This is a genomic window from Streptomyces sp. NPDC014733 (assembly GCF_043083385.1).
Classification (GTDB): domain Bacteria; phylum Actinomycetota; class Actinomycetes; order Streptomycetales; family Streptomycetaceae; genus Streptomyces.
Window position 1 is genome coordinate 16,332 of record NZ_JBIBYO010000006.1, and the last position, 25,360, is coordinate 41,691.

General features: G+C 72.0%; 19 protein-coding genes. 11 read left to right on the forward strand and 8 right to left on the reverse strand.

The genetic code is table 11. From position 1 onward, the window contains the following. Nucleotides 1-5 precede the first annotated feature (5 nt). Nucleotides 6-1,736: a methionine--tRNA ligase gene (gene metG, locus ACF1BH_RS16045; protein ID WP_391643095.1), complete on the forward strand. Its 1,731-nt coding sequence runs from the start codon at nucleotides 6-8 to the stop codon at nucleotides 1,734-1,736. Between the two features lie 75 nt (nucleotides 1,737-1,811). On the opposite strand, the gene aspS is transcribed toward metG, so the two are convergent. Beyond that, nucleotides 1,812-3,584, reverse strand: coding sequence for an aspartate--tRNA ligase (gene aspS / locus ACF1BH_RS16050; protein ID WP_391643096.1), 1,773 nt, complete (start codon nucleotides 3,582-3,584; stop codon nucleotides 1,812-1,814). A 341-nt stretch (nucleotides 3,585-3,925) separates the two neighbouring features. Here aspS and ACF1BH_RS16055 point away from each other — a divergent pair, with 341 nt between their 5' ends. Continuing rightward, on the forward strand, nucleotides 3,926-6,127 hold the full coding sequence (locus tag ACF1BH_RS16055; RefSeq protein WP_391643097.1) for a SpoIIE family protein phosphatase: 2,202 nt from the start codon (nucleotides 3,926-3,928) through the stop codon (nucleotides 6,125-6,127). Here the strand turns inward: ACF1BH_RS16055 and ACF1BH_RS16060 are convergent. The 3 genes from ACF1BH_RS16060 to ACF1BH_RS16070 form a co-directional block, all read right to left on the reverse strand. Continuing rightward, nucleotides 6,058-7,182, reverse strand: coding sequence for an AI-2E family transporter (locus tag ACF1BH_RS16060; protein ID WP_391643098.1), 1,125 nt, complete (start codon nucleotides 7,180-7,182; stop codon nucleotides 6,058-6,060). The two genes, ACF1BH_RS16055 and ACF1BH_RS16060, sit on opposite strands and share 70 nt — an antisense overlap. A gap of 129 nt (nucleotides 7,183-7,311) precedes the next feature. Then, nucleotides 7,312-8,265 (reverse strand): pirin family protein, encoded by a 954-nt coding sequence (locus ACF1BH_RS16065; protein ID WP_391643099.1) that lies wholly within the window; start codon nucleotides 8,263-8,265, stop codon nucleotides 7,312-7,314. A 178-nt stretch (nucleotides 8,266-8,443) separates the two neighbouring features. After that, entirely contained in the window at nucleotides 8,444-8,914 is a 471-nt protein-coding gene (locus tag ACF1BH_RS16070) for an SseB family protein (RefSeq protein WP_391643100.1), read from the reverse strand. A 192-nt stretch (nucleotides 8,915-9,106) separates the two neighbouring features. Here ACF1BH_RS16070 and ACF1BH_RS16075 point away from each other — a divergent pair, with 192 nt between their 5' ends. The 7 genes from ACF1BH_RS16075 to ACF1BH_RS16105 all read left to right on the forward strand — a co-directional run bounded on the left by ACF1BH_RS16075 (nucleotide 9,107) and on the right by ACF1BH_RS16105 (nucleotide 18,682). After that, nucleotides 9,107-10,933: an acyl-CoA dehydrogenase gene (locus tag ACF1BH_RS16075; protein ID WP_391643101.1), complete on the forward strand. Its 1,827-nt coding sequence runs from the start codon at nucleotides 9,107-9,109 to the stop codon at nucleotides 10,931-10,933. Between the two features lie 224 nt (nucleotides 10,934-11,157). Beyond that, nucleotides 11,158-12,450: a M18 family aminopeptidase gene (locus tag ACF1BH_RS16080; RefSeq protein WP_391643102.1), complete on the forward strand. Its 1,293-nt coding sequence runs from the start codon at nucleotides 11,158-11,160 to the stop codon at nucleotides 12,448-12,450. Between the two features lies 1 nt (nucleotide 12,451). Beyond that, nucleotides 12,452-14,335: a BTAD domain-containing putative transcriptional regulator gene (locus ACF1BH_RS16085; protein ID WP_391643103.1), complete on the forward strand. Its 1,884-nt coding sequence runs from the start codon at nucleotides 12,452-12,454 to the stop codon at nucleotides 14,333-14,335. Between the two features lie 305 nt (nucleotides 14,336-14,640). After that, on the forward strand, nucleotides 14,641-15,420 hold the full coding sequence (locus ACF1BH_RS16090; protein WP_391643104.1) for a DUF4232 domain-containing protein: 780 nt from the start codon (nucleotides 14,641-14,643) through the stop codon (nucleotides 15,418-15,420). 342 nt (nucleotides 15,421-15,762) lie between these two features. Continuing rightward, the gene (locus ACF1BH_RS16095; protein WP_391643105.1) at nucleotides 15,763-16,713 is read left to right on the forward strand and encodes a hypothetical protein; all 951 of its coding nucleotides are present in this window, start codon (nucleotides 15,763-15,765) and stop codon (nucleotides 16,711-16,713) included. Nucleotides 16,714-16,862: 149 nt separating this feature from the next. Next, entirely contained in the window at nucleotides 16,863-17,903 is a 1,041-nt protein-coding gene (locus tag ACF1BH_RS16100; RefSeq protein WP_391643106.1) for a helix-turn-helix domain-containing protein, read from the forward strand. Between the two features lie 107 nt (nucleotides 17,904-18,010). Next, nucleotides 18,011-18,682, forward strand: a complete 672-nt coding sequence (locus ACF1BH_RS16105; RefSeq protein ID WP_391643107.1) for a hypothetical protein — start codon at nucleotides 18,011-18,013, stop codon at nucleotides 18,680-18,682. Nucleotides 18,683-18,732: 50 nt separating this feature from the next. Here ACF1BH_RS16105 and ACF1BH_RS16110 read toward each other — a convergent pair whose 3' ends face one another. After that, on the reverse strand, nucleotides 18,733-20,538 hold the full coding sequence (locus ACF1BH_RS16110) for an NHL domain-containing thioredoxin family protein (protein WP_391643108.1): 1,806 nt from the start codon (nucleotides 20,536-20,538) through the stop codon (nucleotides 18,733-18,735). A 64-nt stretch (nucleotides 20,539-20,602) separates the two neighbouring features. Between ACF1BH_RS16110 and ACF1BH_RS16115 the strand changes: the two genes are divergently transcribed. Both ACF1BH_RS16115 and ACF1BH_RS16120 read left to right on the forward strand, forming a co-directional pair. Continuing rightward, nucleotides 20,603-21,133 (forward strand): LURP-one-related/scramblase family protein, encoded by a 531-nt coding sequence (locus ACF1BH_RS16115; protein WP_391643109.1) that lies wholly within the window; start codon nucleotides 20,603-20,605, stop codon nucleotides 21,131-21,133. Between the two features lie 181 nt (nucleotides 21,134-21,314). Then, nucleotides 21,315-22,139 (forward strand): maleylpyruvate isomerase family mycothiol-dependent enzyme, encoded by an 825-nt coding sequence (locus ACF1BH_RS16120; RefSeq protein WP_391643110.1) that lies wholly within the window; start codon nucleotides 21,315-21,317, stop codon nucleotides 22,137-22,139. A gap of 130 nt (nucleotides 22,140-22,269) precedes the next feature. Here the strand turns inward: ACF1BH_RS16120 and ACF1BH_RS16125 are convergent, their stop codons facing one another. From ACF1BH_RS16125 to ACF1BH_RS16135, 3 genes are all read right to left on the reverse strand, one after another. Then, entirely contained in the window at nucleotides 22,270-23,592 is a 1,323-nt protein-coding gene (locus ACF1BH_RS16125) for a nitrate/nitrite transporter (protein ID WP_391643111.1), read from the reverse strand. Beyond that, on the reverse strand, nucleotides 23,589-24,284 hold the full coding sequence (locus tag ACF1BH_RS16130) for a GntR family transcriptional regulator (protein ID WP_391643112.1): 696 nt from the start codon (nucleotides 24,282-24,284) through the stop codon (nucleotides 23,589-23,591). The genes ACF1BH_RS16125 and ACF1BH_RS16130 overlap by 4 nt, the downstream gene beginning before the upstream one ends. Nucleotides 24,285-24,431: 147 nt before the next feature. Further along, entirely contained in the window at nucleotides 24,432-25,271 is an 840-nt protein-coding gene (locus tag ACF1BH_RS16135; protein WP_391643113.1) for a GNAT family N-acetyltransferase, read from the reverse strand. Nucleotides 25,272-25,360 lie beyond the last annotated feature (89 nt).

Consider the following 25,360-nt stretch of genomic DNA (forward strand, 5'->3'; position numbering starts at 1 on the left):
CGGCAATGGCTCGACACCTCATCACCAGCGCCCTTCCGTACATCAACGGGATCAAGCACCTGGGCAACATGGTGGGGTCCATGCTCCCGGCCGATGTGTACGCGCGGTATATGCGCAAGCGCGGGCACGACGTCCTCTACATCTGTGCGACGGACGAGCACGGCACCCCGGCGGAGCTGGCCGCGAAGGCCGCGGGCCAGTCGGTGGCCGCGTTCTGTGCCGAGCAGCACGACAAGCAGAAGGCGATCTACGAGGGCTTCGGGCTGGAATTCGACCACTTCGGCCGCAGCTCCTCGCAGCAGAACGTGGAGCTGACGCAGCACTTCGCGCGCAAGCTCCACGAGAACGGCTTCATCGAGGAGCGGGCGATCCGCCAGGTGTACTCCAACGCCGACGAGCGGTTCCTGCCCGACCGCTACATCGTCGGCACCTGCCCGCACTGCGGCTACGACAAGGCCCGCGGCGACCAGTGCGAGAACTGCACCCGGGTGCTCGACCCGACGGACCTGATCGACGCCCGCTCGGCGATCAGCGGCAGCGGTGACCTGGAGGTCCGCGAGACCAAGCACCTCTTCCTCCTCCAGTCCAAGCTCCAGCACGAGGTCGAGGGCTGGCTGGAGGGCAACGGCAGCAAGGAGTGGCCGACGCTCGCCTCCTCCATCGCCCACAAGTGGCTGACCGAGGGCCTCCAGGACCGCGCCATCACCCGTGACCTCGACTGGGGCGTCCCCGTCCCCGCCGACGTCTGGCCGGAGCTGGCCGCCGAGGGCAAGGTCTTCTACGTCTGGTTCGACGCGCCGATCGAGTACATCGGCTCCACCAAGGAGTGGGCAGACGCTGCGCGAGACACAGCTCCGGAGAGCCGCGACTGGAAGTCGTGGTGGTACGAGGCGGACGACGTGCGCTACACGGAGTTCATGGCCAAGGACAACGTCCCGTTCCACTCCGTGATGTTCCCGGCGACCCAGCTCGGCACCCGTGAGCCCTGGAAGAAGGTCGACTTCCTCAAGGCGTTCAACTGGCTCAACTACTACGGCGGGAAGTTCTCCACCTCCCAGCAGCGCGGCATCTTCACCGACGCGGCGCTGGAGCTGCTGCCCGCCGACTACTGGCGCTACTTCCTGATGGCGCACGCGCCGGAGTCCGACGACACCTCCTTCACCTGGGAGCTGTTCTCCTCCTCCGTCAACAAGGACCTCGCCGACACCCTCGGCAACTTCGTCAACCGCGTGCTGTCGTTCTCCCGCAAGCGGTTCGGTGACGAGGTCCCGGCCGGCGCCGAGGCGGGCGAGGCCGAGCAGAAGCTGGGCGAGGAGATCGCGCGGCTGCTCGCCGAGTACGAGGGCCACATGGAGGCGCTGCAGTTCCGCAAGGCCGCGGCGTCGCTGCGCGCCCTGTGGAGCGCGGGCAACTCCTACCTGGAGGAGAAGGCCCCCTGGCTGGAGATCAAGACCGACAAGGACGCCGCGGCGCTGACCCTGCGCACCGCGATGAACCTCATCCACCTCTACGCGGTGATCTCCGAGCCGTTCATCCCGGCGTCCGCGAAGGCCATGCGCAGCGCGTTCGCGCTGGCCGACGACACCGCGGCCTGGGTGACCGCCGAGGAAGCCGCGGCGCTGGCCTTCGTCCCGGCCGGTACGGCGTTCACGGTGCCGCCGGTCCTCTTCGCGAAGATCACCGAGGACGACCTGGAGGCGTACCGCACCCGCTTCGGCGGCGGTGACGACGCCTGATCCCGTCCGCCGCACACGGCGAAGCCCCCGCGGCCTTCCGGAAGGTCGCGGGGGCTTCGCCGTGTGCGGTGCGCGTCAGCCCTGGGTCTTCACCTGCGGCTTGCGGATGTGGAGGTGCAGCTCCTTGAGGCGCGCCTCCTCGACCTCGCTGGGCGCGCCCATGAGCAGGTCCTGGGCGTTGCCGTTGAGCGGGAAGGCGATGGTCTCGCGGATGTTGGGCTCGTCGGCCAGCAGCATCACGATGCGGTCGACGCCCGGGGCGATGCCGCCGTGCGGCGGGGCGCCGAACTTGAAGGCGCGGAGCATGCCGCCGAACTCCGCCTCGACGGTCTCCTTGTCGTAACCGGCGATGGCGAACGCCTTGTACATGACGTCCGGCTCGTGGTTACGGATCGCGCCGGAGGACAGCTCGGTGCCGTTGCAGACGATGTCGTACTGCCAGGCGAGGATGTCCAGCGGGTCCTTGGTCTCCAGCGCCTCCAGGCCGCCCTGGGGCATGGAGAACGGGTTGTGGGAGAACTCGATCTTGCCGGTGTCCTCGTCCTTCTCGAACATCGGGAAGTCGACGATCCAGCAGAAGCGGAACTCGTCCTCGACGAAGTGGCCGGTGCGCTTGGCCGCCTCGACGCGGACCGCGCCCATGATCTTGGAGACCTCGTCGAACTCGCCGGCGCCGAAGAAGACGGCGTGGCCCGGGGCCAGGCTCAGCGCGTCCACGAGCGCCTTGGTGTCCTCGTCGGTGAGGAACTTGGCGATCGGGCCGGTCAGCTCGTTGTTCTCGCCGACGCGGATCCAGGCGAGGCCCTTCGCGCCCTGCTGGACGGCGAAGTCGCCCATCTGGTCGAAGAACTTCCGGGACTGGCCCGCGGTGTCCGGCACGGCCAGCGCGCGGACGTGCTTACCGGCGAACGCCTTGAAACCGGAACCGGCGAAGACGTCCGAGACGTCCACCAGCTCCAGCTCGGCGCGGAGGTCGGGCTTGTCGGAGCCGTACTTCAGCATCGACTCGCGGAACGGGATGCGCGGGAACGGCGAGGTGACCGTGCGGCCGTTGCCGAACTCGGTGAACAGCTCGGTCATGAGCTTCTCGATCGGCTGGAAGACGTCCTCCTGCTCGACGAAGCTCATCTCGACGTCGAGCTGGTAGAACTCGCCCGGCGAGCGGTCGGCGCGGGCGTCCTCGTCGCGGAAGCAGGGCGCGATCTGGAAGTAGCGGTCGAACCCGGCGATCATCAGCAGCTGCTTGAACTGCTGCGGCGCCTGCGGCAGCGCGTAGAACTTGCCGGCATGCAGCCGCGAGGGGACCAGGAAGTCGCGGGCGCCCTCGGGGGAGGTGGCCGACAGGATCGGGGTGGCCATCTCGTTGAAGCCGAGCGCGGTCATCTTGTGCCGGATGGCGGAGATGACGGCGGTGCGCAGCAGGATGTTGCGGTGCATCCGCTCGCGGCGCAGGTCGAGGAAGCGGTACTCCAGGCGCTTCTCCTCGTTGACGCCGTCCTCGGCGTTGATGGTGAACGGGATCTGCTCGGCGGCGCCCAGCACCTCGACCTCGGAGACCTCGATCTCGATCTCGCCGGTCGGCAGGTCGGGGTTGACGTTGTCCGCGCCGCGGGCGGAGACCTTGCCGTCGATACGGACGACGGTCTCCTTGGTCAGCGAGGAGAGCGCCTCGTTGGCGGGGGTGCCGGGACGGGCGACGAGCTGCACCAGACCGTAGTGGTCGCGCAGATCGATGAAGAGGATGCCGCCCAGGTCACGTCGATTGTGCAGCCAGCCGCTGAGGCGGACGTCCGTGTCGACGTCCGCGGCCCGAAGCTCGCCGCAGGTGTGGGACCGGTACCGATGCATCGCTCATCCAAGTCGTCGCGAGTCGAGGTGGGGAGGCCGCACACGGACGCTGTCCGTCCGTGGCCGAACCGCTGCCGTCCGTGGAGGACCGCCCCGGGTATGTGATAACCGCTCCAGGTTACCGTCCCGGGGCCGACGGCTGGATTGGCATATACGTGACACCGGGCGCGGGGCGGACGGTACGGGGCGGGGGCCGGGCGCGGGCCCGGCGCGGGCCGGGCGCTTCCACCGTCCGCGGGCCCGCGGCTTCCGCCGGCTCCGCCGCCGCCCCGGCCGGTGGGCCGCACCGTGGCGGCGCACCGCGTTGGAGACCGTCGGAGGAATCAACTTAAAGTGAGGCAATGCGCACGAAGGATCTCCTGGCCGCCCTCGCGACCGGCCTGTGGCGCTGGGACGACGCCTCGGGACGGGTCCGGCTCGACGCCGAGGCCGCCCGGCTGCTCGGGCTCCCGGCGCGGGCCGTGGAACTCTCCCGGGCAACCGTGCGGTCCCGTTTCCACCCGGTCGACTTCGCCGAGATCAACGGTGTGGTGCAGCTCGCCGTCGCCGAGCGGAGCCTCGCCGAGTCCCGGCTGCGCATCGTCGACGCCGACGGCCGGGTGCTGCGCACCGTCCGCTCCCGGTTCTGCCCGCTGCGCCGCGACGGCACCTTCACCCTGCTCGGCACGCTCCAGGAAGTGCCCGACCCGCAGCCCGACGCCACCGCCGTACGCACCCCGGTCACCGGCGACTGGCGGCGCTCGCGCGAGGCGTTCCTGCTGGACGCCGGGCGGGCGCTGGCGGAGGCACGGTCCACCGCGGAGGTGCTGCGGGTGGCGGCCGGGCTGTCGATGCCGGGGTTCATACCCGATGGCCTCGCCGTCTTCGGCGTCGTCGGCGGCCGCCTCACCGTCATCGGCCACCACGGGCAGCCGGGCGGCGACGAGCGGCCGTTCACCGACATGACGACGGACACCGACTACCCGGCGGCCGAGGTCGTCCGGACCGGGCAGGCCATCTATCTGCCGACGCCCGAGGCGTACCGCACGCGCTACCCCACCGCCTGGCCGCTCGCCGCCCGCTTCGCGCGCACCTCGTGGGCGTTCCTGCCGCTGGTCAACGCGGGACGCACGATCGGTGCCTGCATGGCCGGGTTCAGTCACCCGGTGACCTTCACGCCCGACGAGCGGGCGGTGCTCACCACCGTCGCGCGGATGCTCGCCCAGGCGCTGGCCCGCGCCGGGACCCAGGAGTCACAGCACGAACTCTCCGTCGGGCTGCAACGCACCATGATGCCGACGGTCCGGCCGGACATCCCCGGGATGACGGTCGCCGCGCGGTACGTGCCGACCGGCGGCGGGCTGGAGGTCGGCGGCGACTGGTACGACATGATCCCGCTGCCGTCCGGCCGGACCGCGCTGGTCATCGGCGACGTCCAGGGCCATGACGTGCAGGCCGCGGGGCTGATGGGGCAGCTGCGGATCGCGCTGCGCGCCTACGCGGCGGAGGGCCACCACCCGGACGGGGTGCTCTCCCGCGCCTCCCGTTTCCTCTCCGGCATCAACGACACCGAGGGCGCCGATCCGCGCTTCGCCACCTGCCTCTACATCGAGGTCGATCCGGCGACCGGGCTGCTGGACATCGCCCGGGCCGGACATCCGGAGCCGGCGATCCGGACCGCCGACGGCACCATGCTGGTCCGCGCCACCGCGGGCGGGCTGCCGCTGGGCATCACACCGGACACCGACTACCCGACCACCCGGCTGGTCCTGGAGCCCGGCGAGACGATGCTGGTCTGCACGGACGGGCTGATCGAGACCGGCGGGCACGACCTGGAGACCGGCTGGGCCCGGCTGCGCGGCGTCGTCGAGTCGCATCCGGACGGGGTGGCCGACGGCGGCCTGGAACGGCTGGCGGACGCGTTGGTGCAGGCCGTCCACGGCCCGCCCTCGCACCACATGACCGGGCCGCTGGTGGACCGGCGGGAGGACGACATCGCGATGCTGCTGCTCTCCCGGGACGCCGCCGCGTGCCGGGTGGGTGCGGGCGGCCCGGAGGCGATGCGGCCGGTGCGGCGCACGGTGCTGACCGTCGCCCAGGCCGAACCGGAGCGGATCGCCGAGGCCCGGGCGCAGATCCGCGACGTGCTGCACGACTGGGCCGACCCGGAGCAGGTGGACGCCGCGGTGCTGCTGGTCTCGGAGGTCGTCACCAATGTGCTGATGCACACCGACGGGGACGCGCTGCTGGTCGTCGAGTTGTCGGGCCCGGCCGGGCACCGCCGGATGCGGGTCGATGTGACCGATGCCAGCGATGAGCTGCCGCACCGCCGCAGCCCCGGCGAGCTGGCGTCCTCGGGCCGCGGGCTGGTGCTGATGGAGCTGCTGGCGGGGGCGTGGGGCGTGGAGCCGCGCGGGGACGGCAAGTCGACCTGGTTCGAGATCTACGAGGACGCGGGCGCCGGCTCCCCGGCGGAGCCGGACGCCGAGGCGCCCTACGCGGGTGCGGAGCCGGGCGGCTCCGGTTCCGTGGCGTCCGGTGAGTCGGTGGCCGAGCTGACGTAGTGGCGGCGCAGTTCGTGCAGCGCGCCGAAGGCGGCGGCGGTCAGCGGCACGGCCAGCAGCATGCCGAGGATGCCCGCGACGCCGGCTCCCGCGGTGATCGCCAGCATGACGATCGCCGGGTGCATCTGGACGGTCCGGCTCTGGATCATCGGCTGGAGGACATGCCCCTCCAGCACCTGCACCGCGAGAACCACGCCGAGCGCCCACAGCGCCTTGACGAAGCCGCCCTCGGCAAGCGCCACCAGAACCGCGACGGCACCCGAGATGAAGGCGCCGAGGTAGGGGATGTAGGCGCCGACGAAGACCAGCGCGCCCAGCCCGAAGGCGTTGGGGACGCCCAGGATCAGCAGCCCCACGGTGATGCAGGTGGCGTCGATCAGCGCGATGAGGGTGGTGCCGCGCATGAATCCCTCGATCGCCTGGAAGCCCCGGCGCGCCATGCCCTCCAGCTGCGGCGCCGAATCGCCGGGCGCCCAGTCGCGCAGCGCGCTCAGCGCCTTGCCCGAGTCACGGAGGAAGAAGAAGGTCAGCAGCAGGGCGAGGACCGCAGCCGCGATGAACTGGCCGACGACACTCACACCCGCCAGCAGCCCCGAGGCGGCGGTGGTGCCGAACTTGCCGAGCAGCGTCTTGGCGTTGGTGGCGAGGTCGTCGAGGGAGGTCCCGGCGGTGCCGAAGTGCCGGGAGAGCTGCTTGGCCGCCTCCTTGAGCGAGGCGATGATCTGGTCGCCGGTGTCGACCAGCGCGCTGACCACGATGTACCCGGCGCCGCCGACCACGATCACCAGCACCGCGCAGGTCAGCCCGGCGGCCAGGGAGCGGTTCAGCTTCATCGCCACCATCCGCCGGTACAGCGGCCCGAGCAGTGCGCTGCCGAGCAGGGCCAGCAGTACGGGCGTGACGGCGGCGCTCAGCTCCACACTGAGCCAGACGCCGACCGCGATCACGCCTGCCACCAGCAGCGCCACCGCACACCAGGCGGCGGTCCGGCGGGCGGCGATCGGAAGCAGCGGCGCCTCGCCGCGGGGCCGGTCTCGTTTCAGGTCGTTTTGCACCCGAACAGTCCACCATGTGCACCGGCCGCCCGGGCACGCTCCGCGTTTCACGTGAAACGTGGCGCGGCCGTGCGGTGTTTCACGTGAAACGCCGCACGGCCGCGCCTGCTGCTCTTGCGGGACCCGCGCTCAGCTCTCCTCTGCGGGTACGGTCCCCAGCCGCCCCGCCTGGAAGTCCTCGAAGGCCTGGGCCAGTTCGGCGTGGGTGTTCATGACGAACGGGCCGTAGTGCCGCATCGGCTCCCGGATCGGCTCCCCGCCCAGCAGCACGACCTCGAAGTTCGGGCTGCGGGACTCCTGGCTCTCGTCCGCCCGGATGGTGAGCGAGTCACCGGAGCCGAAGACGACCGCCTGTCCGGTCCGGAACGGACGGCCTTCCGCGCCCGCCGTGCCGCGCCCGGCCAGCGCGTACGCGAGGGCGTTGAAGTCGGCCCGCCACGGCAGCGTCACCTCCGCGCCCGGGTTGACCGAGACATGGAGCATGGTGATCGGCGTGTGGGTGATGCCGGGACCCTTGTTGCCGTCGAGGTCGCCGGCGATCAGCCGCAGCAGCGCGCCGCCGTCGGCGGAGGTGAGCAGCTTGACCTGGCCGCCGCCGATGTCCTGGTAGCGCGGCGCCATCATCTTGTCGCGCTTGGGGAGGTTCACCCACAGCTGGAGGCCGTGGAAGAGCCCGCCGGACATGACGAGCGACTCCGGCGGCGCCTCGATGTGCAGCAGCCCGGACCCGGCGGTCATCCACTGGGTGTCGCCGCCGTTGATGGTCCCGCCGCCGCCGTGCGAGTCACGGTGCACGAAGGTGCCGTCGATCAGATACGTGACGGTCTCGAAGCCACGGTGTGGGTGCCAGGGTGTGCCCTTGGGCTCTCCGGGCGCGTACTCCACCTCACCCATCTGATCCATCATGATGAACGGGTCGAGGTGCTCGTACTTGATGCCGGCGAACGCCCGGCGCACCGGGAAGCCCTCGCCCTCGAAGCCGCTCGGCGCGGTCGCGACGGCCAGTACGGGGCGGGGACGTGCCTCGGCGGGTGCCGCCACACGCGGCAGGCTCAACGGATTCTCAACGGTCACTGCGGGCATGACGGCCTCCTCGGTCGTTCGGATTTCAACTTAGTTGAATGCTGAACAACCTGCAAGGCGTCTGACATTCCCCGGTGCGTCACCGCAGGTCGGTGCGGGATTTTTCGGCGCCACGGCATACCGAAGGGCCGGCCCGCGGCATGCGGGCCGGCCCTTCGGTCCGGTCAGTGGGGGCGGCTCAGCCGTACATCCGGCGCATCGCGAAGTCGACCATCTGCTCCACGGCCTTCGCGTCGAAGACCATCCGGTGGTCGCCCTCCATGTCGAGGACGAAGCCGTAGCCGGTGGGCAGCAGGTCGAGCACCTCGGCGCCGGTGATGACGAAGTACTTGGACTCCTTGCCCGCGTACCGCCGCAGCTCCTTGAGCGAGGTGAACATCGGGATCACCGGCTGCTGGGTGTTGTGCAGCGCCAGGAAGCCGGGGTTGTCGCCGCGCGGGCAGTAGACCTTCGAGGTGGAGAAGATCCCCTGGAAATCCTCGGCGGACATCGAGCCCGTCGTGAAGGCCCGCACCGCGTCCGCGAGTGAGGGCGGGGACGGCTCCGGATACAGCGGCTGCTCGCCGTAGCCCCCGGAGGGAGGTTGCTGCGGCGGGGGCGGCGCACCGTACTGCTGCCCTGCACCCGCACTCTGGTCGTAGCCGTACATGCGGCACAGCGTACTGAGTCGGGAGGGGACGCTCGTCACAGATGGCCGGATAGGGGTTGCTTCTTATTACCGATGGGTAGCATCATCGGAGCTACCTGCTGGTAATTGCGTGACGGGGCCCTCCACCGCACAGGACCTCGCGACGAGGCGCCACGCGCCACTCTCTTGCTGAACTGATACGGAGCCGTACCCATGGGGCACTACAAGTCGAATCTCCGCGACATCGAGTTCAACCTCTTCGAGGTGCTCGGCCGTGACAGCGTTTACGGCACCGGTCCGTTCGCGGAGATGGATGTCGACACCGCCAGGAGCGTGCTGTCGGAGATCGCCCGGCTCTCGGAGAACGAGCTGGCCGATTCCTTCACCGACGCCGACCGCAACCCGCCGGTCTTCGACCCGGAGACCAACACCGCGCCGATCCCGGACACCTTCAAGAAGAGCTACCAGGCGTACATGGACGCCGAGTGGTGGCGGCTGGGCATCCCGGAGGAGATCGGCGGCACCACCGCGCCCCGCTCGCTGCTGTGGGCCTTCGCCGAGACGATCCTGGGCGCCAACCCGGCGATCTGGATGTACGCCTCCGGCCCCGCCTTCGCGGGTGTGCTGTACGACGAGGGCACCGAGGAGCAGCACCGCATCGCGCAGCTGATGGTGGACAAGCAGTGGGGCTCCACCATGGTGCTGACCGAGCCGGACGCCGGTTCGGACGTCGGCGCCGGCCGCACCAAGGCCGTCCAGCAGGAGGACGGCAGCTGGCACATCGAGGGCGTGAAGCGCTTCATCACCTCCGGTGAGCACGACATGTCCGAGAACATCGTGCACTTCGTCCTCGCCCGCCCCGAGGGTGCCGGTCCGGGCACCAAGGGTCTGTCGCTCTTCATCGTGCCGAAGTACGACTTCGACCCGGAGACCGGCGAGCTGGGCGAGCGCAACGGCGCCTACGCCACCAACGTCGAGCACAAGATGGGCCTCAAGGCGTCCAACACCTGCGAGATGACGTTCGGCGCCAACCACCCCGCCAAGGGCTGGCTGCTCGGCGAGAAGCACGACGGCATCCGCCAGATGTTCAAGATCATCGAGTTCGCGCGGATGATGGTCGGCACGAAGGCCATCGCCACCCTCTCCACCGGCTACCTCAACGCGCTGGAGTACGCCAAGGAGCGCGTGCAGGGCCCCGACCTCGCGGCCTTCACCGACAAGACCGCGCCGCGCGTCACCATCACGCACCACCCCGACGTGCGCCGCTCCCTGATGACGCAGAAGGCGTACGCCGAGGGCATGCGCGCCCTGGTGCTCTACACCGCGAGCGTCCAGGACGAGATCATCGCCAAGGAGGCCGCGGGCGAGGACGCGAGCGCCGCCAACCGCCTCAACGACCTGCTGCTGCCGATCGTCAAGGGCTACGGCTCGGAGAAGTCCTACGAGCAGCTGGCGCAGTCGCTGCAGACCTTCGGCGGCTCCGGGTACCTCCAGGAGTACCCGATCGAGCAGTACATCCGGGACTCCAAGATCGACACCCTCTACGAGGGCACCACCGCCATCCAGGGCCAGGACTTCTTCTTCCGGAAGATCGTCCGCGACCAGGGCCAGGCGCTGACCGCGCTCTCCAACGAGATCAAGGAGTTCCTGGGCCAGGAGACCGGCGGCGAGGAGCTGGCCGCCGCCCGCGGCGAGCTGGCCAAGGCCGCCGCCGACCTGGAGGCGATCGTCGGCGCGATGCTGACCGACCTCGCCGCCACCGAGAAGGACGTCAAGTCCATCTACAAGGTCGGCCTCAACACCACCCGCCTGCTGCTGGCCTCCGGTGACGTCGTCATCGGCTACCTGCTGCTCAAGGGTGCGGCCGTCGCCGCCGCGAAGCTGGACGGCGCCTCCGCCAAGGACAAGCCGTTCTACACCGGCAAGATCGCCGCGGCGAAGTTCTTCGCGCACAACGTCCTGCCGGCCATCTCCGTGCAGCGCTCGCTCGCCGAGGGCATCGACCAGTCCCTGATGGAGCTGGACGAGTCGGCGTTCTGATCGTTCCGACCCCGGCGGACCCGGCCGCACCCGGACCCGCCTCCCACCGGTGGTGCCCGCCTCCCCCTCCCACGGGGCGGCGGGCACCGCTGTACGCAGGGCCGTCGCGTCCCGCGGTGCAACCCCGGCGAACACCCGCATCCTGGCCGGAAGAGGACGGAGCGGAACACGGTCCGCCTGCATCGGCGCGGACCACCGGGTGCCCTCCTCCTTATGCTGGAGCCATGACCAACTCCGCCCGCTTCGACCGCGGCCACACCGACGATCTGATGTCCTTCCTCGCCGCGAGCCCGTCGCCGTACCACGCGGTGGCGAACGCGGCGGCGCGGCTGGACGAGGCGGGTTTCCGGCAGGTCGCGGAGACCGACGCCTGGGACGGTACGCACGGCGGCACGTACGTCCTGCGGGGCGGAGCGCTCATCGCCTGGTACGTCCCGGAAGGCGCCGACCCCGCCACCCCGTTCCGCATCCTGGGCGCCCACACCGACTCCCCCAACCTCCGGGTCAAACCGCTGCCGGACACCGGCGCGCACGGCTGGCGGCAGGTCGCCGTGGAGATCTACGGCGGCGCGCTGCTCAACACCTGGCTCGACCGGGACCTCGGCCTCTCCGGCCGGGTCACGCTGCGGGACGGCAGCCACCGCCTCGTCCACATCGACCGCGCGCTGCTACGGGTGCCGCAACTCGCCATCCACCTCGACCGCTCGGTCAACACCGACGGCCTCAAGCTCGACAAGCAGCGCCACATGACGCCGATCTGGGGCCTGGGCGAGGTCACCGAGGGCGATCTGATCGCCTTCGTCGAACAGGAGGCGCAGCTGCCCGCGGGGGAGATCCGCGGCTGGGACCTGATGGCCCACAGCATCGAGCCGCCCGCCTACCTGGGCCGCGACCGCGAACTGCTCGCCGGGCCGCGGATGGACAACCTGCTGTCCGTGCACGCCGGCACCGCCGCCCTGATCGCCGCCGCCGAGAGCGGCGAGCTGACCACCATCCCGGTGCTGGCCGCCTTCGACCACGAGGAGAACGGCAGCCAGTCCGACACCGGCGCCGACGGCCCGCTGCTCGGCTCGGTGCTGGAGCGTTCGGTCTTCGCCCGCGGCGGTGCTTACGAGGACCGCGCCCGCGCCTTCGCCGGAACGATCTGCCTCTCCTCCGACACGGGCCACGCCGTCCACCCCAACTACGGTGAGCGGCACGAGCCGGGGCACCACCCGATGCCCAACGGCGGCCCGATCCTGAAGGTGAACGTCAACCAGCGGTACGCCACGGACGGCGACGGGCGCGCGATCTTCGCCGCCGCCTGTGAGCGCGCCGAGGTGCCCTGGCAGTCGTTCGTCTCGAACAACGCGATGCCGTGCGGCACCACGATCGGACCGATCACCGCCGCGCGGCACGGCATCACCACCGTCGATGTCGGCGTCGCCATCCTCTCCATGCACTCGGCACGTGAGCTGTGCGGCGCCGAGGACCCGTACCTGCTCGCGAACGCCCTGACGGCCTTCCTGGAGGGCTGAGTTGGACTTCTCATTGCTGGGCCCGATCGCCGTCACCACCGGCTCCGGGGAGCTGTCGCTCGGGCCGGCGAAACGGCGCAGTGTGCTGGCGCTGCTGTTGCTGCAGCCCAACACCACCGTCCCCCTGGAGCAGTTGATCGACTCGCTCTGGGAGGACGAGCCGCCCGAACACGCCCGTACCGTCGTCCAGGGACATGTCTCGCGGCTGCGCGCCACGCTGGCCCAGGGCGGCGCCGACGCGTTCGGCATCGAGCTGACCACCCATGGCTCGGCCTATCTGCTGCGGCTGCCAGAGGAGCTGATCGACGCCCACCGCTTCGGTGAACTCGTCGCGCTGGCCCGGCCGGAGGAGGCGCCTGCCGACGCGGTGCCGCTGCTGCGGGAGGCGCTGGGGCTGTGGCGCGGTCCGGCGCTGACGGGCACGGTCACCAGCCCGCCGTTCGCCGCGGCCGCGCATGCGCTGGAGGAGCGGCGGCTGACCGCCGTCGAGGCGCTGGGCCGCGCCCACGGCGCGCTCGGTGCCCACGAACAGGCCGCGGCGGTGCTCTACAACGCCGCCGTCAACCACCCGCTGCGCGAGGGCCTGATCGCCGGTCTGATGCAGGCGCTGTTCCGTACGGGCCGTCAGTCCGACGCGCTGGAGTGGTTCCACCGCACCCGACGGCTGCTCAACGAGGAGCTGGGCGTCGATCCGGGCGAGCGGCTGCGTGGGGCGTACGAGGAGATCCTGCGGGCGGAGAAGGCCCGCCCGGCCGCGAAACCGTCCGCTGTTTCACGTGAAACAGGCGCCGGGGCGCAGGCCGACGCCCGGGTGCCCGCGCAGGGCGGTCACGCGTCCGGCGGCGCGAGCGGTTCCGGGCGGAGCGGCGCGGCGCCGCGGCTGCTGCCCCGGCCACCGGCCCGCTTCCTGGGACGGGAACACCAGCTCGCGGCGCTCACCGCGATCCTGACGTCCCGTACGCCGCAGGAGAGTCCGCTCGCGGTGGTCGCCGGTCCGGCCGGGGTCGGCAAGACGGCGTGTGCCGTGCAGTGGGCACATCAGCACGCCGCGGCGTTCCCGGACGGTCAGCTCTTCGCCGATCTGCGCGGGTTCGGGGAGGGCGACGAGGCGGCACCGGCCGAGATCCTCCGTGACTTCCTGCTGGCGCTGGGCACCCCGCCGGAGCGGGTGCCGTCCTCCGCCGAGGCGGCGTCCGCGCTGTTCCGGTCGCTGGTGGCGGAGCGGCGGCTGCTGGTCGTCCTCGACAACGCGCGTGGTTCGGCACAGGTACGGCCGCTGCTGCCCGGCGGCCCGCACTGCGCCACCGTCGTCACCAGCCGCAGCCGTCTCGACGGGCTGGTCGCCACCGACTGGGCCCGGCCCGTCGGGCTGCAGGCGATGGGCCACGAGGAGGGCGCGGCGCTGCTGGGCGCGATGCTCGGCGCCGAGCGGGTGGCCGAGGACCCGGCGGCGGCGCAGGAGCTGGTCGCGCTCTGCGACGGGCTGCCGCTGGCGCTGCGGGCCGCCGCCGCGCAGCTGACGGCCCGGCCGCGCTGGCGGCTGGCCCGGCTGGCCGCTGCGCTGCGCGACGAGCGGCGGCGGCTGGCGCTGCTGTCCGCCGAGGACACCGGCATTGCGGCGGCGCTGCGGATGTCCGTGGCCCGGCTGTCGGCCGACGACGCCCAGCTGCTCAGCGCGCTGGCCACCAGCGCCGACGGGCATTTGAACTCGTCGGTGGCGGCGGCCCTCGCCGGGTACGACCAGGAGCGTACGCAGGACGCGCTGGACCGGCTGGCGGAGATGCATCTGGTGGACGAGGAGTCCACCGACGTCTACACGATCAGCACGCTCACCCAGCTGTTCGCCCGCGACGAGCGGGGGGAGAAGGACGGGCCGGGGGCCTGAGCGGGCCGCGCCGCGGGTCGGGGCCGGTCGGGCGAGGCCCGGCGGGGCCCGGCCCGACGGCTTCCCGGCTGCGGTTCCCCGTGGCGTACCGGCCCACTCCGGTAACTGCTTCCCGGGGCGTACGGCCCCGGTGCCGGCGGTGACCGGCCCCGGTGGGACGGCCGGCCGCCCCGGCTGCGACAGGGCCACGGCCCGGGCTCCGGAGCGCCGGCCGGTCGCGTTAGGCGTCCGTTAGCGTTGCGGCAGCGGCGGTCGGCAAGGTGGTGGACAGCTCGCAAGAGACCAGCCCACCGGGGGAGACCGCCATGACACGTACGTCGCAGCCGCAGTCGGCACCGCGCACCCGGCGGATCGGGATGCGTATCGCGGCGGCAGGTCTCGTCGCCGTCGCCGGGTTCTCCCTCACCGCCTGCGGCCAGTCGGAGGACCGGCTCAAGACCAGCGACGGGCGGCCCTTCGACGCGGCGCCGCAGGACAGCCTCGACACCGGCACACCCGGCAAGAACGGCGGGGTCCACACGGACGGCGGCCGGCCGAGCGGCGCCGGCGAGGAGGCCAAGTCCACCACGTCCGGCACCGGCGGCTCCGGCGGCGGGCGGACCGACTCCGGCGACGCCCCCGGCACCGGCGGCACGGCGCCGTCCCAGGGGGACACCGGCGGCGACAATGCCTGCGACCCGGCGCACCTCAACATCCTCGCCACACAGCTGCCCCGGCCCGCCAACCACCTTCTCCTGAGGGTCAAGAACACCTCCGGCGCCACCTGCAACCTGTACGCCTACCCGATCCTCCGGTTCGACGAGGCGCAGTCACCGGTCGCCCCGCTGGAGGACAGCAAGCCGCAGGCGGTGGTCACCCTGGCCCCCGGCGAGTCCGGCTACGCCGCCATCATGACCTCGTCCCCCGACGGCAGCGGGACCAACGGCCACCAGCGGACATCGCTGGGCGTCAGCCTGGCCGACCGCGACGGGCAGGGCGGCAGCGGAGAGATGCCGGTCACGCTGCCCGGCGGCGCCACGTACCTCGACGACAGCGCATGGGTCACGTACTGGCAGTCGGACATGGCCTCCGCCGCCAACCGGTAGGCCACCCCGGGGCATCCGCCCCCCGAGAACCAGGGCGCCCGCATTCCCCCAGCGGGCGCCCTGCCTGTTGTCCGGACCGTCCCGGGCGGCGCGTGCCGTCGTCCCGTCATGTCCCGGACGCCGCGCCCCACGTCCCGTTCCACCCCCGCTGCGGCCCGCGTCCCCGCAGGTCACCCGGGTGGGACGGTGGCCGGACGTCCCGCGGGACAGCCGCGGCCCCACCCGCCCGCCGGAGCGCTCCACGATTGCTCCGCCGCCGCGCTCCCGGTGCCCCGCCCCGACGGGCCGGACGCCCGCGGCGGCGCTGCACACGGAACGTACGGCACAGAAGGGGACCATCGGATGCGCGGCCACAGCACCACGGAAACGGCGTACGGCACCACCCTCGCGGGCAACGGCGGAGGCCCGGCGGACGGCTCCACGGCAACGGACACCCGGCAGGCCGGACGGCGGATGCTGCGGCGGGTGCTGCCCGCGCTCGCCGCCGCCGGTCTCGGCGTCACCGCCCTCGCCGGCGCGGCCCACGGTCAGACCGTCTCCGCCCGGCCCGCCGCCGCACAGGCACAGCAGGCGGCCGAGGCGTCCTTCCCTACCTGGGGCACCCGCTGGGTGGTGCACTCCTCCGCCGACGCCGGTTCCCCCGCCGTCGGCATGATCAACAAGACCACCGCCGGGCAGGACCGGATCACCGCCGACTACCAGGTCGACACCGGCCGCAAGGTCTGCGAGGGCGACGCCTGCTCCACCTACATGGCGCATGTGACCGGGCCCGTCGAGGGCTTCCTCAGCGTCGTCGCGGTGGCGATACCCGAGAACCGGCTGCCGGGCGTGCCGGTCAAGGACGGCCCGGCGCCGCAGGAGCCGAGCGCCTCCCGGGCGGAGATGCTGCGGCGCGCGGAGACCTGGCTCACCGCGAACGACGGCGCGCAGGTCCCGTACAGCCAGACCACGTACTGGAAGGACGGCTACCGGCAGGACTGCTCGGGCTATGTGTCGATGACGCTCGGCCTGCCGACGCCGGGCACCAACACGGTCGGGCTGGCGAACGACCGCTCGCTGACCCGCCCGATCTCCCTCGGCGAACTGACCCCGGGTGACCTGCTGATCGACGCGGACGGCGACAGCAACACCCGCCATGTCGTGATCTTCGAGAAGTGGAACGACGCCGCGCACAGCTCGTACACCGCGTACGAGCAGCGCGGCGGCCACGGCACCGACCACCGCAGCCTGACGTACGGGCTGAGTGACGGCTCCGAGTTCAAGCCCTACCGCCCGGTGGCCTTCGGCGACTGATCCGCGGGACGCGCCCGTACGGGCGACGGACGCGCGGGGATCACGGCCGGTCAGGTTCCGGTCCGAACCGGGTCACGAGGGGCACTTCCGCCGCAGGGGAGCGGAAGTGCCCCTCGCATGCGGGGGACCGCTGTGCTGGAATGCAGGGCGTGCCTGGCCACCAGAACCGCGCCGCGAACGTCCGCCGCAAGCCGCTCGCGCCACTGCCCACCGAACTCACCGGGCCCGTACGGGACTTCGTCACGGCCCTCCGGCGGATGCACGGCGAACTGGGCTACAGCCTCAAGGAGATGGAATCCCGGCTGCCGGCCAGCCGCTCCTCGCTCTCCCGGTATCTGCGCGGCCAGAGCCTGCCGGACGAACGGCTGCTGGTGGAGTGGTGCAAGCTCTCCTTCACCGGGGAGGACCGGCTGCCCGCCCTCGTCGCCCTGCTCCACGCGGCCTGCGCGGCGCAGGAGTCGGCGGGTGGGCCGGAGGAGGGCACCCCGGCCGGGGGTGCCGCTGCCGCGGCGCCGGTGGATTCCCCGGCGCCGGCCGAGGCCACGCCCGCCGAGGCCGAGGCCGCCGCGCCCGGGCCCGCCACGCCCGGGCCCGCCGTCGCCGTCCCGCAGCCGCCCGGGGCCGTCGCCGTCCCCGGCCCCCGGCCGGCCCCGCCGGTCCCGGTGCCCGCACCGGCCGCGTACGCCGCGCCCGCCGCCGTCCGCACGGGATGGCCCCGTTCCCTGCTCATCGGCCTCGGCGCCGCCGTCGCCGTCGCCGCCGCGCTCACCGTTCTCGCGCTCAGCGGCGCCGGCCGGGACTCCGGAACCGCCTCCGGGACGACGGACGCGACCGACACCGCGGCGCGGAACGACGGGGCGCGAGCCCCGTCCGGCCCGGGTGCCACGGTCAATGTGTTCAACGTCGAGCGCGGCTGCCGCGACGACCGCGGTACGAACTGTGCGCTGGGGCTGGCCCACGACCCGTACGAGTTCTACCGCCGCCCCAACGTCGCCGGTCATGTCTGGCACGGCGACGCCCTGCACGCCCGGTGCCGGATCGCCGACGGGGTCTCCGTCACCGACGAGGCCGGCGGACACAGCAGCATCTGGCTGCGCGTCGACCACGCCGGCGGGCAGGCGTGGATGCCGGGCATCCGCATCCGCCCGGAACAGCTCCAGAACATCGAACTTCCGGTGTGCCACCACTGACCCGGGCCGGTCTCCGAAGACCCTGGCGCGGTGGGCGCGAATCGATATCGTGGCGGTGCCATGACAGACAGCTCGCTGTGCGCAGCGAACCACTGGGGGAACCACTCATGACCGCACGCCGCCGTACTGTCGCCACCGCGACGCTGGCCGCAGCGCTCTGCGGCACGCTCGCGCTGACGGGCTGCAGCCACTCCAAGTCCTCGAAGTCTCGGAGGCACTCTTCGTCCTCTTCGTCCTCCTCTGTCCACAAGGACAAGAAGAACAAGAAGAAGCACCGCTTCATCGGCGCGGGGGCGGCGGGCGCCGGCGCGGGCGCGGCGGCCCACCGGGCCCGGCCCACCCAGTGCGTGGCGGGGCCCAGCAAGCTCAAGGCGATGTCCGAGACCAACCCGTCCGTGCTGGTGATCACGTATCACAACCCGCTCGGCCGCCCCTGCATCCTGCACGGCGCCCCGCAGGTGTTCGTCAACGACTCCACCACCCCGCTGGGCTTCCTGGAGGGCGACCCCAAGGACGACTTCATCGGCCGTCAGGTCACCGTCCGGCCGCGCTCCGACGCATACGCGCTGATCCCCACCACCACACCGGCCACGAAGGGCACCAGGCCCCTCAACAAGCTGACGATCAGCCTCACGGACAGCCGCGGGGTGAAGCGGGGCGGCGGGGCGTACCTCTCCTTCTCGCAGTACCAGCCGCGGTACGCCACCCAGCAGGCGAAGGTCGGCCACTGGTACTCCAGCCTCCCCGAGGCCCGGATCAAGGCGGGCGTCTCCCGGTGAACCGCGGCCGGTGACCGGACGGCTCCGCGCCCCCGGTCACCGGCCCTCCGTCAGCCCTCCGCGTCGAGCCCCGCGAGCACCAGACCCAGCCGGGCCCGGCCGCCGTCGGTGACCCGCACCGGCACGCCCCAGTCCTGCTGGTGCACATGGCAGGCCGGGTACTCGATCGCCGGGTCGTCGTCGCAGGACGCGGCCATCGCCGAGACGTGCAGCACGCCCTCGGTGACGCCGTCGGCGAGCGTCAGCTCCCGGGCCAGGTCGGTGCCCGGACCCGCGCCTCCGGCCAGCAGTTCCGGCGGGGTGGCGCTGACCAGCAGCCGGGTCGAGGGTCCGTAGCGGGTGTCCAGCTTCTGCCCGGCCGGTGCCTGGAAGACGATGTCGAGGCGGAGCGCACCGGGCGCCACCTCCGTCGCCGCGCGCTGCGTACGGTGCGCGACCGCCGCGACCCGGACCGCCTCCTCGGGCAGCCGCAGCCGGGTCAGCCGGTGCCGCGCCGACTCCACCACCACGATGTCGCCGCCGACGAGCACCGCGCCGGACGGCTCCCGCAGATCCGTCGCGAGCGTCGTCACCTCACCGCTCTCCGGGTCGAAGCGGCGCAGCGCGTGGTTGTACGTGTCGGCGACGGCGACCGACCCGTCCGGCAGCGCGGTGACGCCCAGCGGGTGCTGGAGCAGCGCCTGCTCCGCCGGGCCGTCCCGGTGTCCGAAGTCGAAGAGTCCGGTGCCGACGGCCGTCCGCACCACGTAGCCGCCGTCCGTGCGCTCCACCCAGCGCACCGCGCTGGTCTCCGAGTCGGCGATCCACAGCCGGTCGCCGCCGGCCGCGAGCCCGGACGGCTGCGCGAACCACGCCTCCGCGGCGGGCCCGTCGACCAGCCCCTCGTTGGTGGTACCCGCGACCGCCTCGACGGTGCCGGTGGCCGGGTCGTACGCCCACAGCTGGTGGACACCGGCCATCGCGATCCAGAGGCGCTCCTGCCACCAGGCGAGGTCCCACGGCGAGGAGAGGTCGATCTCGCGCGCCGGGCCGGAGACCGGCGAGCCCTGCCACCACTGGCGGCCGGTGCCGGCGACGGTCGTCACCGTGCCGGTCTCCGGGTCGAAGACGCGCAGGGCGTGGTTGACGGTGTCGGCGACGGCGACCGTGCCGTCGGGCAGCAGCGCCAGGCCCTGCGGTTCGTTGAAGGCGTCGGGGCCGAAGCCGCGCTCACCGCTGCCGATCCGGCGGACCACCTGCTCACCGTCGGGCGCCAGCTCCACCAGCTGATGGCGGGTGGTGTCCGAGACGAGGAGGTTCCCGGACGGCAGCACCACCGCCTTGCCGGGGAAGCGCAGATCGGTGGCGACCGGCTCCGGCGGGACGTACGGGCCGTCGCCGCGGCGCAGCGTGCCCTTGGCGGTGTGCTCCGCGATCAGCTCCTCGACCAGCGTCGCGAGGGCGTGGGCGTGGCCCTCGCCGGCGTGCTGGGCGACGACGTACCCCTCGGGGTCGATGACGACGAGGGTGGGCCAGGCGCGGACCGCGTACTGCTTCCAGGTGGCCAGCTCCGGGTCGTCCAGGACCGGGTGCTCGACGCCGTACCGCTCGACCGCGTCGACGACCGCCTGATGATCGGCCTCGTGCACGAACTTGGGGGAGTGCACGCCGACGATCACGACGGTGTCGCGGTGGCGTTCCTCCAGCTCCCGCAGCTCGTCGAGGACGTGCAGACAGTTCACACAGCAGAAGGTCCAGAAGTCGAGGACGACGATGCGTCCCCGCAGATCGGCGAGGGTCAGATCCTTGTCGCCAGTGTTCAGCCAGCCGCCCTCGCCGATCAGCTCGGGGGCCCTGACGCGCGCACGTGAAGCCATGACCCCATTCAACGTCACCCACCTGACCACGCATTCCGGCGGGGCGGCGGGGAACACGTCAGCAATGCAGCCATTCTCCGGGGGCCACGCCCCGCCCTCCCGCACCTACCGCGTCCGCGACCGGATCTTCGGCATCGGCGACGACTACTGGATCGACGACGAACACGGCCACCACGCCTTCCTCGTCGACGGCAAGGCACTGCGGCTGCGGGAGACCTTCGAGCTGAAGGACACCGACGGCCGGGTGCTGATCACCCTGCGCAAGAAGATGCTGAGCCTCCGCGACGCGATGACCATCGAGCGGGACGACCAGCCGCTCGCCACCATCCGCCGCAAGCGGCTGTCACTGCTGCGCAATCACTACCGCGTGGAGCTGGTCGACGGCACCGAACTGGACGTCAGCGGCAAGATCCTGGACCGCGAGTTCGCCATCGAGTACGAGGGCGAACTGCTCGCCGAGATCTCCCGGCGCTGGCTGACGCTGCGCGACACCTACGGCCTCAAGGTCGTCCGCGAGGACGCCGATCCGACGCTGCTGATCGGGGTCACGGTCTGCGTGATCCGCATGGCGGAGCGAGAGCGGGAGGACGGCTGACGGCCCGCCGCGACACGGGCGTGACGAGGGCGGGGCACAGTACCACCACAGCTGCGGGAAGACCTGGCTGCTGCCGGAAAAGTGCCTACGATGGTCATCCGAAAGCACTGCCGGGGTGCCCGTGCGCAGCGTAACTTAACTGCCAGACAGCAGCCCGCGTACGAATCGTCCGAGGGGTCACGTGACCGTCCATCCCAGCCTTCAATCCTCCATCGATGCCTGGACCCACTCCATAGAAGCGATAACCGAGCTGGTGACACCGCTCGCCGAGGGTGAGTGGAGCAGGGCGACGGACCTGCCGGGATGGTCGGTCCGCGATGTGGTCTCGCACATCATCGGCCTGGAGTGCGAGATGCTCGGCGACCCGCGGCCGATCCACTCGCTGCCGCGCGATCTCTACCACGTGCAGAGCGAGTCGGCCCGGCGCATGGAGGTGCAGGTCGACGTCCGCCGTCACCACACCGCCCTGGAGATGGTCTCCGAACTGGAGTACACCGTCATCCGGCGCTCGCGGCAGCTGCGCAACGAGACCCGGCAGCCGGACGCGCTGGTGCGCAGCCCGTTCGACGAGGACCGCACACTGGACTTCGTGCTCCGGCTGCGGGCGTTCGACGTCTGGGTGCACGAGCAGGACCTGCGGCGGGCGCTCGGGCAGCCGGGCAATCTCGACTCCCCCGGCGCACAGGTGGCCCGGGACATCCTGGTGAAGACGCTGCCGATCGTCGTCGCCAAGAAGGCGCAGGCGCCCGCCGGTTCGGCGGTGGTCTTCGATGTCACCGGTCCGCTGGAGTTCATGCGGACGGTCCGGGTGGACGCCGAGGGCCGCGGCACCGTCGACGGCAGCGTGTCGCTCGGACCGACCGTGACCTTCGCGCTGGACTGGGACGTCTTCGCCCGGCTGGCCTGCGGCCGGACCCGCCCGCAGGCGGTGGCGGACCAGGTCAAGATCGACGGTGACCAGGAGCTGGCCGCGACGATCCTGGAGCGGTTCGCCATCACGCCGTGACCCGGCGGCCGGTCGGCAGGACCGCCGCCACGGTGTTTCACGTGAAACGCGGCGCGCGTTTCACGTGAACACCGCAGGCGATCAACCGGCCGTTCCCGCAGGGACGTTGGCGATCCGACGGACGGCGGGGTCAGGCGGGGACATGGACCGCCTCGACACGGCTGACGCCCTGCCGCTCGCGCTCCCGGAGCACCGCGCGGCGGCGCAGCCGCAGGATCTGCGAGACGCCGAGCGCCTCCAGCACGAAGACCGACGAGAACGCGGTGCTGTAGTCGTCGCCGGTCGCATCCAGCAGCACGCCGACCGCGAGCAGCGTCGACATCGAGGCCATGAAGCCGCCCATGTTGACGATGCCGGAGGCGGTGCCCTGGCGCTCCGGCGGGTTGGCCGGACGGGCGAAGTCGAAGCCGATCATCGAGGCGGGACCGCAGGCGCCGAGCACCACGCAGAGCACGATCAGCAGCGCCATCGGCGCATGCGTGCCGGGCCAGAAGAGAGTGATGGCCCACAGTGCGGCGGTGACGCCGACGGTGCCCAGTGCCAGCGGCAGCCGGGCCGCGTGGTGACGGGCGATGATCTGGCCGTAGACCAGGCCGACCACCATGTTGGAGAGAACGATCAGGGTCAGCAGGGTGCCCGCGGTGGCCCGGGACAGGCCCTGCGCCTCGACGAGGAACGGCAGCCCCCACAGCAGCAGGAAGAACATCGCGGGGAACTGCGTGGTGAAGTGGATCCACATGCCCAGGCGGGTGCCGGGCTCGCGCCAGGCGTCCGCGATCTGCCGGCGGATGAAGGCGGCGCCGGTGTGGGTGGCGGGCGCGGGCGCCGGGGCGAAGCCCTCGGGGTGGTCCTTGAGGAAGAGCAGCAGCAGGACGAGGACGACCACACCGCCCGCCGCGCTCCCCGCGAAGGTCACCGTCCAGCCCGCGGAGTGCAGCAGCCGGGCGAGGAGCAGCGTGGAGATGAGGTTGCCCGCCATGCCGACGAGCGCGGCGATCTGCGCGACCAGTGGCCCGCGCCGGGCCGGGAACCAGCGGGACCCCAGCCGGAGCACGCTGATGAAGGTCATCGCGTCACCGCAGCCGAGCAGCGCCCGCGACCCGAGCGCCATCGCGTACGACTCGGAGAACGCGAACCCGAACTGGCCGACGGTGTAGAGGACGACGCCCATGGCCAGCACCTTCTTGGTGCCGAGCCGGTCCACGAGCAGGCCGACGGGTATCTGCATGCCCGCATAGACCAGCAGCTGGAGGATCGAGAAGGTCGACAGCGCCGAGGCGTTGATGTGGAAGCGGTCGGCGGCGTCCAGACCGGCGACGCCCAGGCTGGTGCGGTAGGTGACGGCGACGAAGTAGACGGCGACGCCGATGCCCCAGACGGCCACGGCACGGGCGCCGCCGGGTGGATCGCCGGGCAGGGACCGTGCCGTGGTGGTGCCGGAATCGGCGCTCATCGGACGTCTCCCTGCGCGAGGTTGCGGACCCAGCTGACGTGGCGGTGCACGGCGGCGGTGGCCGCCTCGGAGTCACCTGTGCGCAGCGCCTCCAGGATCTCGGCGTGCTCGGCGACGTTCTTGGCGATGCGGTCCGGATGGGCGTGCATCACCGCGACGCCCATCCGCAGCTGACGGTCGCGCAGCTGCTCGTAGAGGCGGTTGAGGATCTGGTTGCCGGTGTTGCGCACCAGGGCCGCGTGGAAGCAGCGGTCGGCGACGGAGACCGCCGCGAGATCGCCTGCCGCGGACCGCTCCTGCATGGTCCGCAGATGCCCGTCCAGCTCGTCGAGGAGCGCCTCGGACGCCGGAACGGCTCGGGCCGCGGCGTACTGCTCCACCAGCAGCCGGGTCTCGACGACGTCGGCGATCTCCTGTGCGGAGACCGGCAGCACCATCGCGCCCTTCTTCGGATAGAGCTTGAGCAGCCCCTCGACCTCCAGCCGGAGCAGCGCCTCGCGCACCGGCGTCCGCGAGACCCCGACCGCCTCGGCCAGCTCGCCCTCGGTGAGCAGCATGCCGCCCTCGTAGCGGCGCTGGAGCACGGCGTCCTTCACATGCGTGTAGACGCGTTCGGCGGCGGGTGGCTGTTTGGCGTGCGGGGTCCCGGCGGACTGCCGGCCGGGAGCGACGGGTGCGGAGGCAGATGGCATGCACACAGGATAGATACAACAGGTATGCGTGCGTCGGGGCTTCCAGAATGCGGACAGGGAGTGCCCGGGGCGCGGTACCGAAGGCGCAGGTCAGAGGCGGGCACCGGGCCCGGCCCCAGGCCGGCGGCCGGGGCCGGGCCCGCCCGGTCAGTCCGCCATCAGCCCCTGGGCGACCAGCCGGTCGACGACCTGACCGTGGGCCGGGGCGCAGCGCTCCCGCGCCTCCGCGCGGCCGAACCAGGCGTACTCGGCGATCTCCCGGCCGGGGCGCGGCGTGATGTCCTGCGGGCCGCCGGTGAAGCAGGTCATGTGCAGCCGGCGGCCGCCCTGCCCGTGGGCCACGTCATGGATGACGAACGCCTCGGTCAGCTCAGCCGCCGGAACCGTCAGGCCCAGCTCCTCCGCCAGCTCGCGCGAGAGCGCCTCCGGTGCGGTCTCGCCATCCTCGTACTTGCCGCCGGGCAGGTAGAACGTGTCGTTGCCGCGCGTCCGCACGCTGAGCAGCCGCCCCTCGCGCACATGTAGCCAGGACACCGACCGCAGCGGCGCGACGCGGTCCAGGGCGATGAGGGTCTCGCCCGTCTCCTCCTCGGACCGGCGGGAGCGCTCGGTGAAGCCGACGTGGTCGTAGAAGCGACGGGCGCGGTCGTTGCGCTCGTAGACCTCCAGGGTCAGCGCGCCGTGCAGCGTCGCGGCGTGCTCGATCAGTGCGCGGCCGGCGCCACGTCCCTGCGCCTCGGGATCGACGAAGAGCCCGCCGATCTCCGCGCCCATGAGCCCCAGCAGCCCGACGACGGCGCCGTCCCGCTCGGCGACCCAGTTGTCCGCCTGGACGAGGTACACCTCCCGGAGCATGCGGGCCCGCTCCCCGCCGCCCTCACCGGGGAGGAAGGGGTGGGCCTGGCGGACGGCGCGGGACCACAGGTCGACGACGACGCTCTCGTCGTCCTGCCGGTAACGCCGGATGATCAATTCGCTGCTGCTCATGGCACCGAAGCTAAACACCGCCCTGGCCTGCGGCAAGTCCTTTCCGGACCGCTCCGGAGGGCCGCTCCCACCGGGGTGCCCGTGCGCCG

What these genes read in the sequence shown, in the direction of transcription:
- metG (WP_391643095.1), top strand. Translation starts at nt 6, where the DNA reads ATGGCTCGACACCTCATCACCAGCGCCCTTCCGTACATCAACGGGATC.
- aspS (WP_391643096.1), bottom strand. Translation starts at nt 3,584, where the DNA reads ATGCATCGGTACCGGTCCCACACCTGCGGCGAGCTTCGGGCCGCGGAC.
- ACF1BH_RS16055 (WP_391643097.1), top strand. Translation starts at nt 3,926, where the DNA reads ATGCGCACGAAGGATCTCCTGGCCGCCCTCGCGACCGGCCTGTGGCGC.
- ACF1BH_RS16065 (WP_391643099.1), bottom strand. Translation starts at nt 8,265, where the DNA reads ATGCCCGCAGTGACCGTTGAGAATCCGTTGAGCCTGCCGCGTGTGGCG.
- ACF1BH_RS16070 (WP_391643100.1), bottom strand. Translation starts at nt 8,914, where the DNA reads ATGTACGGCTACGACCAGAGTGCGGGTGCAGGGCAGCAGTACGGTGCG.
- ACF1BH_RS16075 (WP_391643101.1), top strand. Translation starts at nt 9,107, where the DNA reads ATGGGGCACTACAAGTCGAATCTCCGCGACATCGAGTTCAACCTCTTC.
- ACF1BH_RS16080 (WP_391643102.1), top strand. Translation starts at nt 11,158, where the DNA reads ATGACCAACTCCGCCCGCTTCGACCGCGGCCACACCGACGATCTGATG.
- ACF1BH_RS16090 (WP_391643104.1), top strand. Translation starts at nt 14,641, where the DNA reads ATGACACGTACGTCGCAGCCGCAGTCGGCACCGCGCACCCGGCGGATC.
- ACF1BH_RS16095 (WP_391643105.1), top strand. Translation starts at nt 15,763, where the DNA reads ATGCGCGGCCACAGCACCACGGAAACGGCGTACGGCACCACCCTCGCG.
- ACF1BH_RS16105 (WP_391643107.1), top strand. Translation starts at nt 18,011, where the DNA reads ATGACCGCACGCCGCCGTACTGTCGCCACCGCGACGCTGGCCGCAGCG.
- ACF1BH_RS16110 (WP_391643108.1), bottom strand. Translation starts at nt 20,538, where the DNA reads ATGGCTTCACGTGCGCGCGTCAGGGCCCCCGAGCTGATCGGCGAGGGC.
- ACF1BH_RS16115 (WP_391643109.1), top strand. Translation starts at nt 20,603, where the DNA reads ATGCAGCCATTCTCCGGGGGCCACGCCCCGCCCTCCCGCACCTACCGC.
- ACF1BH_RS16125 (WP_391643111.1), bottom strand. Translation starts at nt 23,592, where the DNA reads ATGAGCGCCGATTCCGGCACCACCACGGCACGGTCCCTGCCCGGCGAT.
- ACF1BH_RS16130 (WP_391643112.1), bottom strand. Translation starts at nt 24,284, where the DNA reads ATGCCATCTGCCTCCGCACCCGTCGCTCCCGGCCGGCAGTCCGCCGGG.
- ACF1BH_RS16135 (WP_391643113.1), bottom strand. Translation starts at nt 25,271, where the DNA reads ATGAGCAGCAGCGAATTGATCATCCGGCGTTACCGGCAGGACGACGAG.